Source organism: Tannockella kyphosi (assembly GCF_021054785.1).
Classification (GTDB): domain Bacteria; phylum Bacillota_I; class Bacilli_A; order Erysipelotrichales; family Coprobacillaceae; genus Tannockella; species Tannockella kyphosi.
Map to the genome: position 1 here is coordinate 1884686 of NZ_CP088239.1, position 16566 is coordinate 1901251.

Sequence of the window (16566 nt, forward strand, 5' to 3'; positions counted from 1 at the left end):
GTTTTATAAGCGCTTACTTTCCTTGAAAGAGCCATCCCTCATCATTGTGGTAAATCATTTGTTTTGACATACCCCCATCTATGACAATCGTTTCACCTGTCAAAAAGCTAGCTTTTTGACTTGTAATAAACAATACAGCCTCTGATATATCTTTGGGTTTCCCCACTCTTCCAACTGGAATAGACTGTTCATCCAAACAATCAAACACCTCTGTTTCTTCCACATCAATCCATCCTGGTGCGATTGCATTGACTTGAACATAAGGACTAAGAGAATTACTTAAAGCATGTGTTAAAGCTACTATGCCACCTTTTGCACTAGCATAAGCTTCCCCATCTTTTTGAGATTGAAAAGCTCTAGATGATGCAATATTTACTATCTTGCCTTTGTTCTTTATTAGTTCTTCTTTACATAGCCTACTTAATTCATAAGGAGCTTTTAAGCCTATTGCTAGTGTTCGATCAAACATCTCATAACTACAATCACTTAAAATCCCTTTACTACCAACACAAGCATTATTTATTAGAATATCGATTGTTTCTAATTTCTCTTTGCAAAATTGAATAAACGATACTAAGACTTCCTTGTTAGCCACATCTCCATTATAAAAAAAGAGCTTTTCACACTTTAAATATTGATCCAACTCCTCATTACTATCCACCATACAAACAGTAGCACCTGCTGCTAAATAATCCAAACAAATCTGTTTACCAATGCCATGATTCCCACCTGTTACAATAACTCCTTTATTTAAAAATTCCATACATACCTCCCAAAATATTTGCTACCATTATATCATAGTTTTATGCTATACTGTAGAGCGAGGTGATACTATGCACAAACTAGCGTGCCCTAAATGTTTTGAACCATTACACATTCAAAATAATTCCTATATATGTTCCAACAATCATTGCTTTGATATCGCTAAAAGCAAATATATCAATCTATTACTAAATCCTGTGAAAGCAACAAATAATCCTGGTGATAGTAAAGAAAGTTTACTAGCTAGAAAAGCTTATTTAGATAATCATTATTATGATTGTATTTTACATACTGTAGAAGATACTATTAAAAAATACCAAAAAGAATCAATGCATCTTTTGGATCTTGGTTGTGGCCAAGGATATTATACAAAATCTTTCCAAGAAGACTTAGGAAAGGAACATACCTATTATGGTTTAGATATTTCTAAAGTTGCCATAAATATGGCTACTAAATATACAAAAGATATTTATTGGATAGTTGGTAATTCAAAAGCGTTGCCTTTTTCTAACCAATCTCTCGATATCATTACGGCGATGTTTACAGTAGTAAACAACGAAGAACTAGAAAGAACATTAAAAGATGATGGATACATCATTCATGTTACAGCGAACCCTAATCATTTAATTGAAATCAAAGAACTAATCTATGATGAAATAAAAATAAAAAGTGATCAATACATCCGTCTTCCTTTCCAAACAATAGAAAGTTATGACTTAACACAAAAGGTTTCTATCCCTTGTCGAGGCGATGCTCTAAACCTACTAATGATGACTCCCCATTATTATCATATCAAAAAAGAAAGAAGACATGTTCTTGATACCCTTTCATCCCTTGATGTTACCGTAGATATCAAAGTAACCGTTTATAAAAAAGAAGAAAAATAAAAATATCGAACATTTGTTCGATATTTTATTTTCTTTGAAAGTTTGGATCAAACCTTAATGTATATAGTTCCATTTCATCAATAGATTGCCGTATACAAAGTAATTCTTGCTTCGTCAATTCAATATCACTAGCTCCTATATTCTCCTCAATACGCTCTATTTTACGCATTCCAGGAATAGGAACTACTTGTTCTTGATGCATTAACCAAGCTAGTGCTATTTGTGCTGCTGTTTTGCCTTTTTTACTTGCAAGCATTTGAATATATTCTATTAATTTTCTATTTTCTTCCATAATTCGTGGATCAAAACGAGGTTGACGACTACGAGGGTCATCACTTGTAAACTCTTGATAAAAATCAAGTTTCCCTGTTAAAAAAGCTTTCCCTAAAGGAGCATAAGCAACAAAGCCAATTCCTAATTGTTCCAATCGTTGTTTATATCCACTTCCTTCTACTTCTCGACATAACAAAGAATATTCATTTTCAACCACACTCAATGGACAAACCTTATGAGCACGTTCTACTAATTCAATTGGTGCTTCTGACATACCCCAATATTTTATTTTACCCAAATCCATTAATTCTTGCATCGTCGTAGCTACTGTTTCAATCGGTGTATTATTATCTACTCGATGTAAAAAATATAAATCAAGATAATCAGTTTGTAATCTTTCTAATGTTTCTTCTATTGCTTCAAAAATCACTTCTTTGCTTGCATCATATACTTGTTTCCCATCTCTTTGTATAATCCCACATTTACTTGCTAAAACATAACTATCACGAGGATAATCCTTCAAAGCTTCTCCTAACAAAGATTCATTATATAAAACATCTCCATTTTCTTGTACTGCTTGATAAGATTGAGCAGTATCAAAAAAACGAATTCCTTTACAATAACCTTCTTGAATTACTTTGATCATTTCGAATGGTTCTTTTGCTTGACCAAACCCAGTAGTCATACCCATACATCCCATTCCTAACACACTTACTTCTAAACCTTGTTTCCCTAATTGAATTGTTTTCATAGTTATCTCCTAATATATAGTATAATCCTTTTTCAAATATAAAAAAAGCCTCTCGGCTTTTAATCAGGTATTATGGATACAGATTGTCCATCAATTGTAAAAACATAATTACTTCTTGCATAACGAAGCGCATATTCTTCATCATATAATAAATCAATAACTTCCTCTAAAGAAGTTTCTTGTTCTTCTAATTCTACCTTTTCCACCTCAAGTTCATTTTTTTGAGCACTTAAAGAAAAAATAGGAATTGCCTTTGAGATAATAGTAACAATCATCATCACACTAAAAACCAAATACAATAAACCTTTTAAGTTTCCGTTTCTTGCCACGTTATCCCCCCTCACACTATTTTTAGTATAGCACGGATTTTACGAAATAAAAAGAGGATAGGAAAGAAAACTTTCGATAATCCCAACATTATATATTCTAAAAATATTTGCCATCCACTAGCATAAAAAAACTGGTAAAAAAAATAACCTATTATAAAAACAACAACCTGATACAAACGAACCACTCCCCCTTGTATCATCACCAATCCCCAATATGTTAAAAAACCAAACCCACTCATCATCAAAACCTGTATAACCAAACGGAAAATACTTTTTTCAAAGCGATAAAATAATCGATTTAAAAAAGCATACACCATCAATAAAACCATACTAACTACAAAAGCATATACGAAGCTTTGAATTTGTTGTAAAGAACTCATTATTTCAACAACTTATTAAAAACAGTATCTTTTGTTTTTGACTTCTTATTACTAACATAACTAATAGAATCAATATTTCCTTTAATACTTACTTCACACTTTTCTTGATCCAAACGAACAAGCGTTAATTCACTTCCTGTAATATTTAAAAAACCCAAAGATGTATCAATTAAAAACTCTAAAGAATCAAAACTATCAATATTCTTTACTCCCGTTAACTCCACATGTTTTCGATCTTTTAAATAAACATTATGATACGGTGTATGTTCAAAACGTAAACTATTATTATCCATTTTATATCCCTCCCATTATCACCATATGATATTCTTTCTATTTTAGAACAAAAAAGAAATCCGAGGATTTCTTTTATAATTCTTCACCATTTGTTGCTATTACTGTTTTATACCATTCAAAAGAGTCTTTCTTACTTCTTTGTAATGTTCCATTTCCTTGATTATCACGATCAATATAAATAAAACCATATCTCTTTTTCATTTCACCAGTTGTAAAAGAGACACAATCAATACATCCCCAAGGTGTATATCCCATTAGTTCTACTCCATCATATTCTACTGCTAATTTCATTTGTTCAATATGTTCTTTTAAATAATCGATACGATAAGGATCATGACATAAACCATCTTCTTCTTTTACATCAATAGCCCCAAAACCATTTTCTACAATAAACAAAGGTAATTCATATCTTTCATAAAGCATATTTAAAGTATAACGTAATCCTTCTGGATCAATAGCCCATCCCCAATCAGATTCACTAATATAAGGATTCTTAACAGAATTAGGACTAGCTCCATCTAATGATTTAGAAACATCTTTAAAAGAAGTAGAATCTACTGCATTGGACATATAATAACTAAATCCAATATAAGAAACTGTTCCTTCTTTTAGAATTTGTAAGTCTTCTTCGGTAATATCTAAATGAAATCCTTCTCTTTCAAACATTTTTAATGCATATCGTGGATAATGTCCACGAACTTGCACATCACAAAAGAAGAAGCGATCATGCATTGCTTGGTTTGCTAGTACCATATCTGCAGGACGACAACTAAATGGATAAATAGGTACCATTGCTATCATATTTCCAATAATAAAATCAGGGTTTATTTCATAACCAGCTTTCACTGCTAATGCACTAGCTACTAATTCATAATGTCCACATTGGTACATTGCTTCTTGAGGGTTTTCATAATTACCAAAATGAGCTCCTGAATTAGTCCATCCAAAGATATCATTTTTATAATTCATTTGATTATTTATTTCATTAAAAGTCATCCAATATTTTACTTTTGTTTGATATCTTGTAAAACATACTTTCGCATAACGTACAAAGTATTCAATTACTTTTCGATTCATAAAACCACCATACTCTTTAGCTAAATGATATGGCATCTCAAAATGTGATAACGTAATCACTGGTTCAATCCCATTCTTTAATAATTCATCAAAAACATCATCATAGAACTGTAAACCTTCTTCATTAGGTTCTAATTCATCTCCCATTGGAAAGATTCTTGTCCAAGCAATACTAGTACGAAAACATTTAAATCCCATTTCTGCAAGCATTGCAATATCCTCTTTGTAGTTATTATAAAAATCAATACCTACATGATTGGGATAATAATTTCCTTCCACTACTCCATCACTAATAACACGAGGAACACCATGTGCTCCAGCTGTCATTACATCTGTTACACTAAGTCCTTTTGAAGTACCTAATACTCCACCTTCAAACTGAGTAGCAGCCATTGCTCCACCCCATAAAAAATCTTTATCAAATGCCATTTCTATTACCTCCATCTCTCTTACAGTTTACCAAATATATTTTATTTGTAATCTATTTTCATAGAAAGAAAAAAAGTGTTCTAAGAACACTATCCCAAAATCATACTATCACTTAATTGTTTTACATTTGCTTTGGCATAAACCTTTAAAACATCTTCAATCGTCATTACTTGTTTTTCTTCTTTTTCAATTTCTTTAATAATTCTTCCTTCTGCCATTACTAACATACGATCTCCATACTGTAATGCATGTTCAATATTATGAGTAATCATAATACAAGTCATATGATTTTCTTCAATAATCTCTTTTGTTATATGCATTACTTGTTTTGCAGTCTTAGGATCTAAGGCTGCTGTATGTTCATCTAGTAATAATAACTTAGGTGGATTCATAGTAGCCATTGTTAAAGTTAAAGCCTGTCTTTGACCCCCAGATAACAATCCTACTTTATTTGTCATTCTTGTTTCTAATCCTAAATCTAGTTTCTTAACATAATTAACAAACAATTCTTTTTCTTCTTTTGTTCTACCTAACTTCAAATACTTTTGATACAAACTAGCTTTCTTTACACCTCTACCATAAGCAAGCGATAGATTTTCTTCTAATGTCATATTGGGTGCCGTCCCTTTTAAAGGATCTTGAAATAGTCTTCCAATATCACCAGCTCTTTGATGTTCTTTTAGTTTTGTAATATCATTTCCATCTAAAACAATACTTCCTTTATCTATCTCTAATGTTCCTGCTATTACATTTAATAAAGTCGATTTACCAGCTCCATTACTCCCAATAACCGTAATAAATTCACCTTTTTTAATATCTAAATGGATATCTTGTAAAGCTTTCTTTTCATTTACTGTACCACCATGAAAGGTAATACAAACATTATCTAATTTTAACATTTTATTTCCCTTTCTTTGATAAATACATTTGAATTGTTGGTAAACTGATAACAAAGGCTACAAAGATAGCACTCAATAATTTCCAATCATTTGGATTCATCCCCATACTCAATACATAAGTTAATAATAAACGATATAAAACAGATCCTATTGTCAAAGCAATAATACTTTGTAAGATTGATTTTTTACCAAATATTGTTTCCCCAATAATAATCCCTGTTAATCCAACAATCATCATCCCAATCCCTAAATCCATATCAAAGAATAATTGATATTGTGTATAAATAGCAGCAGCTAGTGCTACTAATCCATTCGCTAATCCTAGTCCTAATAATTTCATACGATCGGTATTAATCGAAGATGCACGAACCATATGTTCATTATCTCCCGTAGCACGCAGTGCTAAGCCAACTGGTGTTTTGAAAAATAAAACAACCAACATCAATATCACACCACTAACTAACGCTAATAAAACTAAATCACTAAACTTACCAAACATTCCATTTGTGATTGTTTCAAATAAACTATAAATAGTATCTTTTCCAAATAAGGAGAAGTTTGGTTTATCACCAGCAACTCGTAAGTTAATTGAATAAAGACCTGTCATTGTGATAATTCCAGCTAAAATATATTGTACTTTCATTTTGGTGTGTAAAAATCCTGTGCACAATCCTGCCAAAACTCCTGCCATGAAACCGACAGCTACTCCAATAACAGGATGACCATAATACGCTAAAATAGCGCCACTTGCACATCCTAATGTGAAGCTTCCATCCACTGTTAAATCAGGGAAGTCCATTACTCGAAAAGTAATGAACACACCTGATGACATAATTGCGAAGATTAGACCTAATTCAATTGCACCTATAATTGTTGATAATGTCATATTGTACCTCTATTCAAATATTTCTACTGTATAATTTTCTTGCACTGCTTCTAAACCATCAAATCCAATTGAATCTGCTGTTGTTTGATTCATATAAACAATTAAATCTTCATTAAATACTGCTACTGGTATTTCACTAACATCACTTCCAGCTAAAATATCTAAAACCATTTCTCCTGTAGTCGTTCCAAGTTGTTCATAGTTAATTCCATAAGCCATAAATCCACCATCACTAACCATTGAATCTGCACCACAGAAAATTGCTTTCCCTGCATCTTTACACATTTCACTTACTTGAGTCATTGCAGAAGCGATTGTATTATCTGTTGGTGAAAATACTACATCTACTTTATCTAAAGAAGTACTTAGAGCAGTACTAATATCTGCTGTTCCCGTTACTCCAATTTTTACTACTTCCATTCCAGCTGCATTTGCATATTCTTCAAATTTTTCTAAAGAAGATACAGAGTTTGCTTCTCCTGTGTTATATAAAAAACCAATTGTTTGTGTATCACTATAAACCTCTTGAATTAAAGCTACTATTTCATCTAATGCCAATGCATCACTAGTTCCTGTAATATTTAAATCAGGTGCACTTGTATCATTTACTAATCCAGCATCTACTGGATCTTCTACTGCCGCAAATACAACTGGTACATCACTAGCAAATTGTGCACAAGCTTGTGCTGTTGGTGTTGCAATAGCAACAATAACATCTGCTCCTTGTGATATTACTTGCTCAACTAGAGTTGTCATTATTGAAGTATCTCCGGCTGCATTTTTATAAATAATTTCAATATCTTGTCCACTATTTTCAATAGCTACCGTAATTGCATCTTCAATTGCATCTAATGAAGTATGCTCCGTATACTTAATAATTCCTACCGTCATTGTTTCCTCTTCACTCTCACTACTACATCCAAACATCGTTACTGCCATCATCATACATAAAACTAATTTCACTACTCTTTTCATCTTTCTTTTCTCCATTTCTCCCGCACTGAAGAATTCCCATAATAAACAAAAAACACCTATCCTAATGCAAGGATAAGTGTACTTAAAATCTTATTTAGCCACCTTGTTTATGGTTTCTTCAAAATGCTATCACATTTTTTCCCTGATAACGTAGGTAAACGTCTTCCATACTAACTAAAAGCTTTCAGGTCGCCCTCACGGATCCATTTGTCAAGATGCATACTGTAAACATTCCACCATTTGTCTACTCTCTATAAGCGCTATACTTGTTTTATCTTCCGTTCATTGGTTTATCCCATTATATTCTATCTAAAAACAAAATGTCAATTCCAAAGCACTATGTTTTTATAAAAAAACAATAAAATAGCTACGAAACACTCTTTTTACTTCCAAAAAAGACAATACATCCAGCTACAATAACTAATGATGATCCTACAATTGAATTCCATTGTACAGTTTGACCTAAGAAAATATAACCAAAAATCATTGAAAAAATAATCCCTGAATAATTATAAATACTTATTTCTGAAGCTTTTGCAAGCGCATAAGAATGGGTTAAAGCAATCTGCCCTAGCGCTGCAAAGATACCAATACATACTAATAAAACAACTTCTAATAAGGTTGGCATAACACAATTCATAGCCATCAACGGTAGTGTTACTACCGTTGAAAAGAAGGAGAAGTAAAAGATAATTACTTCTGGTACTTCTTTTCCTTTTAAAGCACCAATCATAGTATAGGCCATACCTGAGAATACAGCAGCTACCATAGCTACTAATATTGGTACAATATCTGAGTTAAATTCTGGATTAGCAACAAAGGCTGCTCCTAGAAAAGCAACGAGTAAACCAATAATTTGATACTTTGTAATCTTTTCTTTTAAAAATAAAAAAGCTAAAACGGTTACTACAAAGGGTGACATTTTTAATATCGTAGAAACATCTCCTTGATTCCCATTTCCTGATGCATAAAAAGTAGTAATCATCCCTAAATAACCAAACGAAGCTCTTAAAAATAATTTAACCTGATTTTCTTTTTTTCCAAACAATTTTACTTTTTTATTTCTAAGTGCCATAAAAGCAACAAATGTAGCTACTAAGTTTCTAAAAAATAACTGTTCAAACAAAGGGATTGTTGCAGATGTACTAGCAACAAATATTTGCATTAATGAAAATGATGCTGCTGACATTAACATTAATATAACTGCTTTTAATTTCATAAAATACCTCTTTTCTTAAACTGTTGTTCATTATACACCAAATCATGAAATATAGAAACTTATTTGATTAGTTTAACATACACTTCTTTATTAACAAAAAATCACTACTTTTGTAGTGATTGATCTTGTAATAATTCACTCATATATTGCCCTGCAATCGCACCATCATTGGTTGCAGTAACAACTTGACGTAATACTTTATCAATAACATCTCCTGCTCCAAAGATACCTTTTACATTTGTTTCCATATGTTTATCCACTTCTATATAACCTACTTTATTTGTAATTCCTAAATGACTTACAAAACTAGTAATTGGGTCTAATCCAACATAAGGGAATATCCCTTTTACAGGAAGATTCATAGTTTCACTTGTTTGACTATGTTCTAATACTAATCCTGCTACTTTGTTATTTTCTTCTATAATTTCAATAGGTTTTTGTAAAAAATGAATCTTGATTTTATCATTTGCTTTGATTTTATCTTGGACTATCTTATCTGCTCTAAATTGATCACGACGGACAATTAAATGAACAATACTAGCAAACTTTGTTAAATAGTTTGCTTCTTCTAATGCTGAATTTCCACCACCAATAACAGCTACTTCTTCTTCTTTAAAGAAAGGTCCATCACATACAGCACAATAAGAAATTCCTTTACCAGTTAATTCTTCTTCTTTTTCTAACCCTAATTTTCTTTCTACTGTCCCACTAGCAACTAATACCATTCTCGCTTCATAAGTTTTATCAGTTGTCACTACAACCTTATAATCACCTAAATCTTCTACCTTTTCAACCAAACCATATTCATAACTAGCCCCAAAAGCCAATCCATGCTCAAACATTTGATAAGCAAGATCTGGTCCTGCTACCTTTTTTTGTCCTGGCCAGTTTTCTATTTCCGCACTAACATTTAATTTCCCACCAGGAGCAGCTCCATCTAACATAAGAACACTAGCTCCCGCTCTAGAAGCATATAATGCTGCTGATAAACCAGCTGGTCCAGCTCCAATAATTATAATATCTATCATTTTATTCACTCACCTTTTCAATAAATGGAATAATTTCTTCCATTTTATCCACTAATAAATCTGGGTTTAACGCTTCTAAATGGGCATATCCTTTTGGTGACCATTTAATAGCAATACTATGAATCGATGCATTTTTAGCTGCTAATACATCGACGTCATTATCACCAATCATGACTGCACGATCAACACCCAATAATTCCATTGCTTTCAAAACTCCTTCAGGATTTGGTTTTGTAAGCGTTACATGATCTAAGCCAACAACTACATCAAAATATTGTGTTAAATCAAAAGTATCTAAACCAATCATTGCAGCTACGCTATATTTAGTCGTAACAATTGCCATTGGATACCCTTTTGCTTGTAAACTAGCTAACGTTTCACGGACAGTTTCATAAACATACACATATTTTTCATGATTCGCATGATTAAATTCACGATAATAATCAATTAATTCCTCTGTCATACTAGGATCAAAATATCTTTCAAAAGAAGCTTTTAAAGAAGGTCCTAAAAAAGATAATAACTCTTCTCTACTTAATTCATATCCTGGTTTATATTTTTTAAACACAAACTGAAAAGTTTCTAATATCAATTCATCTGTATACAACACAGTTCCATCTAAATCAAATAGTACTCCGTACTTCTTAGACATCCTTTACCTCCATTTTTTTATATCTCTGATAAGCCCACACACACCCTATCACACCAAACACTACAAAACCAATAGATGTTAATTGTGCTGTACGCATACCCATCCAATATAAACTATCCGTTCTTAATCCTTCGACAAAGAAACGAACAATACCATACCAAATAAAATAACTAAAGAAAGCTACTCCTTGTACCTTTACATATTTTTTAACCACAAAATAAATAATTAAAAATCCTATTAAATTACCAATTCCTTCATATAAAAAAGTAGGATGATAATAAACACCATCTATATACATTCCCTCAATAATAAAATTAGGTAAATGTAAACTTTGTAAAAACTCCAACGTAACTTCTCCACCATGTGCTTCTTGATTTACAAAATTACCTATTCTACCAAAAACTTGTGATAATAATAAGTTTGGCATAATAACATCTCCAGCATACAGAAAATAAATATTTCTTTTTTTAAAAAACCAATATCCAAATAGTACCCCTGCTACAATACCCCCTTGTATGGCAAGTCCACCATTATTAATCTTAAAAATATCCCAAAGATTATCTTTATATAATTCATCAAACATAAACACAACATACCAAATACGAGCCCCTACAATCCCAACAACTAAAATACTTGCTAGAAAATCAGATGCCATTTCTTTATCATATCCAGCTTTTACAAACTCTTTTTTTGCAATCCAATAGGCTACAAAAGCTCCTATTATTATAAATACTGCATACCATTGTATCGTAATTGATCCAATCGATATAAATGTTTCTCTTGTCGGAAATAATTCCATCATCCTTACCCCTTATTATTATCAATATTTTTTAATATACGATCCACAAACTCTTTACTCGAATCAATACCACTTTCCTTTAATCTCATATTCATTACTGCAGATTCAATAATTACAGCCATACTACGACCACTAGATACTGGTACTACTACCTTTGGTACTTCCACACCTAAAATAGTTTCTGTTACATCATCTTCCCCTACACCAATACGAGTATACTCTTTCGAAGGTACCCAACGATCCAATTGAATAATTAAGTTTACTTTATCACGATCTAAAATAGAACTAATACCAAACATCTTCGATACATCAATAACCCCAATTCCACGTATTTCTAATAAATTAAATAATACTTCTGGTGCTTTCCCAACAATACTTTGTCCTAAATGATATAACTCTATTGCATCATCAGCAACTAATAAATGTCCTCTTTTTACTAGTTCTAACGCTATTTCTGATTTACCAATTCCACTATCTCCTTTAATAATAACTCCCTTACCATAGATATTTAAGAACACACCATGCATTAATGTTTCTGGTGCTAATGCTTCATCTAAACGGTTTGTTAGTTCTATTGCAATTCTTCCAGTAGGACTTTCTGTAATAAATATTGGAAAGTTCTTCTTTTGAGCTATTTCTTTTAAAATAGGTGGACATTCTTTGCCTTTGGCAATAATAATACAAGGTGTTAAATCATCCGTAATTCGAGGGAAGATTAGTTTTTGACGCTCATCACCCATTTGATCAATAAAAGCACATTCCTTTTCTCCAAAAATAATAATTCTTCTAAAATCACTATGTGTAAAAAATCCTGCTAATTCAAAACCAGGTCGATTAATTTCCGCAATATAAACAGGACGTTGCATTGCTGTACCATCTCCTGTTACCTGTACAAATTCATTTTCTTTTAATAGTTTTTCTAATGTAATTGATTTTGACATCTTCTTATCCCTATAAAACCTTTCTTAAAAATTGTCCCGTATAACTTTGTTCACATTTACTAATTTTCTCTGGTGTTCCAGTAACAACAACCGTACCTCCAGCATCTCCACCTTCTGGCCCTAAATCAATAATATGATCAGCTACCTTAATAACATCTAAATTATGTTCAATAATAATAACACTATCACCTTGCTCTACAATTCTTTGTAATACTTCTATTAACCTAGCAACATCATGACTATGTAATCCTGTCGTTGGTTCATCTAAAATATAGACTGTTTTCCCAGTCGCTTTTTTCTGTAACTCACTCGCTAATTTTACACGTTGTGCTTCTCCTCCAGAAAGAGTAGTCGCACTTTGTCCTAGTTTAATATATCCTAATCCTACATCATATAATGTTTGTAACTTATTTTTTATTTTAGGTAAGTTACTAAAGAATTCTACAGCATCTTCAATTGTCATCTCTAATACATCATATATGTTTTTGCCTTTATATACAACTTGTAACGTCTCTTCATTGTAACGTTTTCCCTCACATTGTTCACAAGGAACATAAACATCTGGTAAAAAATGCATAGAAATACGCTTTAGCCCATCTCCTTGACAAGCTTCACAACGTCCACCCTTGACATTAAAAGAGAATCTTCCTTTATCATATCCTCTAATTTTTGCTTCATTTGTTTGTGCAAACAAATCACGAATATCATCAAATACTCCTGTATAAGTAACTGGATTTGATCTTGGTGTACGTCCAATTGGATCTTGTGATACTTCAATTACCTTATCTACAAACTCTAATCCATTTATCTTTTTATGTTTTCCAGGTTTATCTTTTGAACGATAGATTGCACTCATCATTGCTTTACCTAAGATTTCATTAACTAACGTTGATTTTCCACTACCACTCACTCCTGTAACAACACACATCGTTCCTAAAGGAAAACTAACAGAAATATTCTTTAAATTATTTTCACTAGCACCTACTACTTCTATCTTATTTCCATTGCCTTTTTTACGCTTTTTAGGTTTTGCAATAAACAATTGGCCTGACAAATACTTCCCTGTAATCGATTGTTCACATTGCATTACTTCCGCTGGTGTCCCAGCTGCAATAACCTCACCTCCATGAACTCCTGCACCAGGACCAATATCAATTAAATAATCACTAGCCCTCATTGTTTCTTCATCATGTTCTACTACCAATACACTATTACCTAAATCACGAATATTTTCTAACGTACGAATTAACTTATCATTGTCTCTTTGATGTAATCCAATCGATGGTTCATCTAAAACATAGAGCACTCCTGTTAAACGAGATCCTATTTGAGTAGCTAATCGGATTCGCTGTGCTTCTCCTCCTGAAAGGCCACCCGCTCTTCTTGATAATGTTAAATAGCCTAACCCTACATCATATAAAAATCCTAAACGATCTTCTATTTCTTTAATAACTAATTTAGCAATCGTATACTCATAGTCACTTAATTGTAGATTGTGCATAAATTCTACTGCTTTTTCTATCGACATATCAGTAAACTCAGCAATATTTAGACCTCCTACACGAACTGATAAAACCTCTTCATTTAATCTTTTCCCACCACAAGTAGGACAAGTATGTTCCGCCATAAAAGATGCATACCATTCTTTTGACCAAGCTGATGTAGTTTCTTCAAATCTTCTTTGAATTAATGTTTTTACTCCTTCAATTGGTTTTGTTGTAGAACTAACATTTCCTGAACTAGATACTAACTGATAACGAAAAGACTTAGAAGATCCTTCAAAAATTATCTTCAATTCTTTTTTTGTAAAATCTTGTAAAGGTTTATATAAATCAATATCATAATGATCACATAAAATTAAAAATCTTTGCCATTCAATCCGATCCGTACCAATCGCTGTCTTAAAATAACGAAGTCCACCCTCCATAATACTCAAAGACCAATCTGGTACCAATAAATCATTATCCACCTCATTCTTAACCCCTAAACCACGACAATCATGACATGCTCCTAAAGGATTATTAAAAGAAAATAATCTTGGTTCTAATTTAGGTACTGAAAAACCACACTCAGGACAAGCTAAATGTTGTGAAAACAAACGAACAGTATGATTCGTAATATCCTCTACTAACACTTCTCCACCTGTTAACTTTAACCCTACTTCCAATGAATCAATTAAACGACTACGATATCCTTCTTTTTTTATAATACGATCAATAACAACATCAATTGTATAACGTTTATTTTTATCCAAGATAATTTCATCTTCTAATAAATGCATCTCTTCATTTATCTTAACACGAACATATCCATCCTTCATTAATTGTTCCAATGTATCTTTATGAGTCCCTTTTTTCTCACGAACAACACGTGCCAATACTTGTAACTTTGTTCCTTCTTCAAATAAATCAATGATATCTGCCATCTGTTTGATTGTCTGAGACTCAATAACAGTTCCATGAATAGGACAATAAGCCTTACCAATACGGGCATACATCAAACGTAAATAATCAAATATCTCTGTCACCGTTCCTACGGTAGAACGAGGATTATTCGATGTTGTCTTTTGATCAATAGCAATAGCAGGACATAGTCCTTCAATACTATCCACATCTGGCTTTTCCATATTCCCTAAAAACTGTCTAGCATAAGCACTTAATGACTCTACATATCTTCTTTGTCCTTCTGCATAAATAGTATCAAAAGCTAGCGATGTCTTACCAGAACCAGATAACCCAGTCATGATAACTAACTTATCTTTTGGAATGATTAAATCAATATCTTTTAAATTATTTTCTCTAGCACCTTTTATCACTAACTGATCTTTTCTCATATTTTACCTCTTCATTTCTTTTATATATTGTACCAATTCTCTTTTAGAATATCCACTTAATTGCTTTTGATAACAATCTTCATATAGTATTCCTAAATATTTAGATGGAACAATACCTAACTCTATAAAATCATTCCCTTTTAAAATAGGGGTAGGAGCATCCACCCCTAAATGATTTATTTTATTTTGTAATATCTTTTGTTCTTCTCTTTTTCCTATTACTTCTAACCAAGATAGTACATCTTCTAACAAAATATTACTATCTAATTGATGTAAAAATTGATAATATTTGCTATCTTCTTCGATATCTAACTCACTCATTGTTAATAACCTTTGATAATAATCTTTTATCTTTTTAGGTATACCAAAAAGATCACTTTGATAAAAGTGACATAATAAACAAAGTAAATAACGTTCTTCTTTTTTACTATGATCAATGATACTATATTGTTCCTTAGATAATACTTGAATATATCCTATCTCAAAAAGAAAAACCAAACCAATACTTGGTTTTTGTCCGAATACTAATTTTTTTGTTTCTTCATATTTACGACTATTTGATAAAGTATCTAAACGATGGTTTTCAACCATATATTGACATTGTTTTTTAGTTTGTTCATCTACAGTAAAAGAGAAACGTGATAAAAATTGAGCCAAACGCAATACTCTTAAAGGATCTTCTTCAAAAGTATCTTTATCAACCATCCTTAAACATCCCTTATTCATGTCTTTTATCCCTTGATAAAAGTCATGAATAATTCCTTGATGATAATCATACATCAAAGCATTGATTGTAAAATCTCTTCTTTTTGATGCTTTTCGATAACAAAGAGCAGGATCTATTTGTACTTCAAATTCTTTATGTCCTACTCCTATTTGTTTTTCTATTCTTGGTAATGCAAAGTCTATCATAGGATATTCATTTAGCTTTACTATCCCAAAGCTTTTTCCTTGTTCATTTACTTTTCCAAATTGTTGTAATACATTTTGTAATTGTACCATTGTTAAACCATATACTTCTACATCCATATCTTGGTTATCGATCTCTTGGTTTAATAAATAATCACGAACTGTACCACCCACAATAAAAACCTTACCACCAGCTATTTCTATTTCATCCAATATAGTAGAATATATTTCCTTTACTACCAT

17 protein-coding genes are annotated in these 16566 nt (G+C 31.8%); 1 reads left to right on the plus strand and 16 read right to left on the minus strand.

Going from position 1 to position 16566, the window contains the following annotated elements; genetic code table 11:
- Positions 1-13: 13 nt before the first annotated feature.
- Positions 14-763, minus strand: coding sequence for an SDR family oxidoreductase (locus LRR82_RS09165; RefSeq protein ID WP_249029126.1), 750 nt, complete (start codon positions 761-763; stop codon positions 14-16).
- A gap of 70 nt (positions 764-833) precedes the next feature.
- Between LRR82_RS09165 and LRR82_RS09170 the strand changes: the two genes are divergently transcribed.
- The gene (locus tag LRR82_RS09170; RefSeq protein ID WP_249029127.1) at positions 834-1649 is read left to right on the plus strand and encodes a methyltransferase domain-containing protein; all 816 of its coding nucleotides are present in this window, start codon (positions 834-836) and stop codon (positions 1647-1649) included.
- A gap of 25 nt (positions 1650-1674) precedes the next feature.
- Here LRR82_RS09170 and LRR82_RS09175 read toward each other — a convergent pair whose 3' ends face one another.
- The 15 genes from LRR82_RS09175 to LRR82_RS09240 all read right to left on the minus strand — a co-directional run bounded on the left by LRR82_RS09175 (position 1675) and on the right by LRR82_RS09240 (position 16566).
- Entirely contained in the window at positions 1675-2673 is a 999-nt protein-coding gene (locus tag LRR82_RS09175) for an aldo/keto reductase (protein ID WP_249029128.1), read from the minus strand.
- Between the two features lie 59 nt (positions 2674-2732).
- Complete coding sequence (locus LRR82_RS09180; protein WP_249029129.1) at positions 2733-3002, minus strand: septum formation initiator family protein; 270 nt, start codon at positions 3000-3002, stop codon at positions 2733-2735.
- Positions 3003-3013: 11 nt separating this feature from the next.
- Positions 3014-3382 carry a spore cortex biosynthesis protein YabQ gene (gene yabQ / locus LRR82_RS10990; RefSeq protein WP_399201156.1) on the minus strand — a complete coding sequence of 123 codons (369 nt, stop codon included), beginning with the start codon at positions 3380-3382 and terminating at the stop codon, positions 3014-3016.
- The gene (gene yabP, locus LRR82_RS09185; protein WP_249029130.1) at positions 3382-3675 is read right to left on the minus strand and encodes a sporulation protein YabP; all 294 of its coding nucleotides are present in this window, start codon (positions 3673-3675) and stop codon (positions 3382-3384) included. Before yabP ends, yabQ begins: the two co-directional genes overlap by 1 nt.
- 73 nt (positions 3676-3748) lie before the next feature.
- A complete protein-coding gene (locus LRR82_RS09190; protein ID WP_283162777.1) occupies positions 3749-5182 on the minus strand; it encodes a 6-phospho-beta-glucosidase in 1434 nt (477 codons plus the stop codon).
- Positions 5183-5271: 89 nt separating this feature from the next.
- On the minus strand, positions 5272-6081 hold the full coding sequence (locus LRR82_RS09195; RefSeq protein ID WP_249029132.1) for an ABC transporter ATP-binding protein: 810 nt from the start codon (positions 6079-6081) through the stop codon (positions 5272-5274).
- Position 6082: 1 nt separating this feature from the next.
- Positions 6083-6967 (minus strand): ABC transporter permease, encoded by an 885-nt coding sequence (locus LRR82_RS09200; RefSeq protein WP_249029133.1) that lies wholly within the window; start codon positions 6965-6967, stop codon positions 6083-6085.
- A gap of 9 nt (positions 6968-6976) precedes the next feature.
- Positions 6977-7942, minus strand: a complete 966-nt coding sequence (locus tag LRR82_RS09205; protein WP_249029134.1) for an ABC transporter substrate-binding protein — start codon at positions 7940-7942, stop codon at positions 6977-6979.
- A gap of 367 nt (positions 7943-8309) precedes the next feature.
- Entirely contained in the window at positions 8310-9161 is an 852-nt protein-coding gene (locus LRR82_RS09210) for a DMT family transporter (RefSeq protein WP_249029135.1), read from the minus strand.
- Positions 9162-9265: 104 nt separating this feature from the next.
- Positions 9266-10189: a thioredoxin-disulfide reductase gene (gene trxB / locus LRR82_RS09215; protein ID WP_249029136.1), complete on the minus strand. Its 924-nt coding sequence runs from the start codon at positions 10187-10189 to the stop codon at positions 9266-9268.
- Position 10190: 1 nt separating this feature from the next.
- A complete protein-coding gene (gene ppaX / locus LRR82_RS09220) occupies positions 10191-10841 on the minus strand; it encodes a pyrophosphatase PpaX (protein WP_249029137.1) in 651 nt (216 codons plus the stop codon).
- Positions 10834-11643, minus strand: a complete 810-nt coding sequence (lgt, locus tag LRR82_RS09225; protein WP_318031841.1) for a prolipoprotein diacylglyceryl transferase — start codon at positions 11641-11643, stop codon at positions 10834-10836. Before lgt ends, ppaX begins: the two co-directional genes overlap by 8 nt.
- Before the next feature lie 2 nt (positions 11644-11645).
- Positions 11646-12581, minus strand: coding sequence for an HPr(Ser) kinase/phosphatase (hprK, locus tag LRR82_RS09230; RefSeq protein WP_249029138.1), 936 nt, complete (start codon positions 12579-12581; stop codon positions 11646-11648).
- Positions 12582-12591: 10 nt separating this feature from the next.
- Positions 12592-15414 (minus strand): excinuclease ABC subunit UvrA, encoded by a 2823-nt coding sequence (gene uvrA / locus LRR82_RS09235; protein ID WP_249029139.1) that lies wholly within the window; start codon positions 15412-15414, stop codon positions 12592-12594.
- Between the two features lie 3 nt (positions 15415-15417).
- A complete protein-coding gene (locus LRR82_RS09240) occupies positions 15418-16566 on the minus strand; it encodes a tRNA nucleotidyltransferase/poly(A) polymerase family protein (RefSeq protein ID WP_249029140.1) in 1149 nt (382 codons plus the stop codon).

What these genes read in the sequence shown, in the direction of transcription:
- LRR82_RS09165 (WP_249029126.1), bottom strand. Translation starts at nt 763, where the DNA reads ATGGAATTTTTAAATAAAGGAGTTATTGTAACAGGTGGGAATCATGGC.
- LRR82_RS09170 (WP_249029127.1), top strand. Translation starts at nt 834, where the DNA reads ATGCACAAACTAGCGTGCCCTAAATGTTTTGAACCATTACACATTCAA.
- LRR82_RS09175 (WP_249029128.1), bottom strand. Translation starts at nt 2,673, where the DNA reads ATGAAAACAATTCAATTAGGGAAACAAGGTTTAGAAGTAAGTGTGTTA.
- yabQ (WP_399201156.1), bottom strand. Translation starts at nt 3,382, where the DNA reads ATGAGTTCTTTACAACAAATTCAAAGCTTCGTATATGCTTTTGTAGTT.
- yabP (WP_249029130.1), bottom strand. Translation starts at nt 3,675, where the DNA reads ATGGATAATAATAGTTTACGTTTTGAACATACACCGTATCATAATGTT.
- LRR82_RS09190 (WP_283162777.1), bottom strand. Translation starts at nt 5,182, where the DNA reads ATGGCATTTGATAAAGATTTTTTATGGGGTGGAGCAATGGCTGCTACT.
- LRR82_RS09195 (WP_249029132.1), bottom strand. Translation starts at nt 6,081, where the DNA reads ATGTTAAAATTAGATAATGTTTGTATTACCTTTCATGGTGGTACAGTA.
- LRR82_RS09200 (WP_249029133.1), bottom strand. Translation starts at nt 6,967, where the DNA reads ATGACATTATCAACAATTATAGGTGCAATTGAATTAGGTCTAATCTTC.
- LRR82_RS09205 (WP_249029134.1), bottom strand. Translation starts at nt 7,942, where the DNA reads ATGAAAAGAGTAGTGAAATTAGTTTTATGTATGATGATGGCAGTAACG.
- LRR82_RS09210 (WP_249029135.1), bottom strand. Translation starts at nt 9,161, where the DNA reads ATGAAATTAAAAGCAGTTATATTAATGTTAATGTCAGCAGCATCATTT.
- trxB (WP_249029136.1), bottom strand. Translation starts at nt 10,189, where the DNA reads ATGATAGATATTATAATTATTGGAGCTGGACCAGCTGGTTTATCAGCA.
- ppaX (WP_249029137.1), bottom strand. Translation starts at nt 10,841, where the DNA reads ATGTCTAAGAAGTACGGAGTACTATTTGATTTAGATGGAACTGTGTTG.
- lgt (WP_318031841.1), bottom strand. Translation starts at nt 11,643, where the DNA reads ATGATGGAATTATTTCCGACAAGAGAAACATTTATATCGATTGGATCA.
- hprK (WP_249029138.1), bottom strand. Translation starts at nt 12,581, where the DNA reads ATGTCAAAATCAATTACATTAGAAAAACTATTAAAAGAAAATGAATTT.
- uvrA (WP_249029139.1), bottom strand. Translation starts at nt 15,414, where the DNA reads ATGAGAAAAGATCAGTTAGTGATAAAAGGTGCTAGAGAAAATAATTTA.
- LRR82_RS09240 (WP_249029140.1), bottom strand. Translation starts at nt 16,566, where the DNA reads ATGGTAGTAAAGGAAATATATTCTACTATATTGGATGAAATAGAAATA.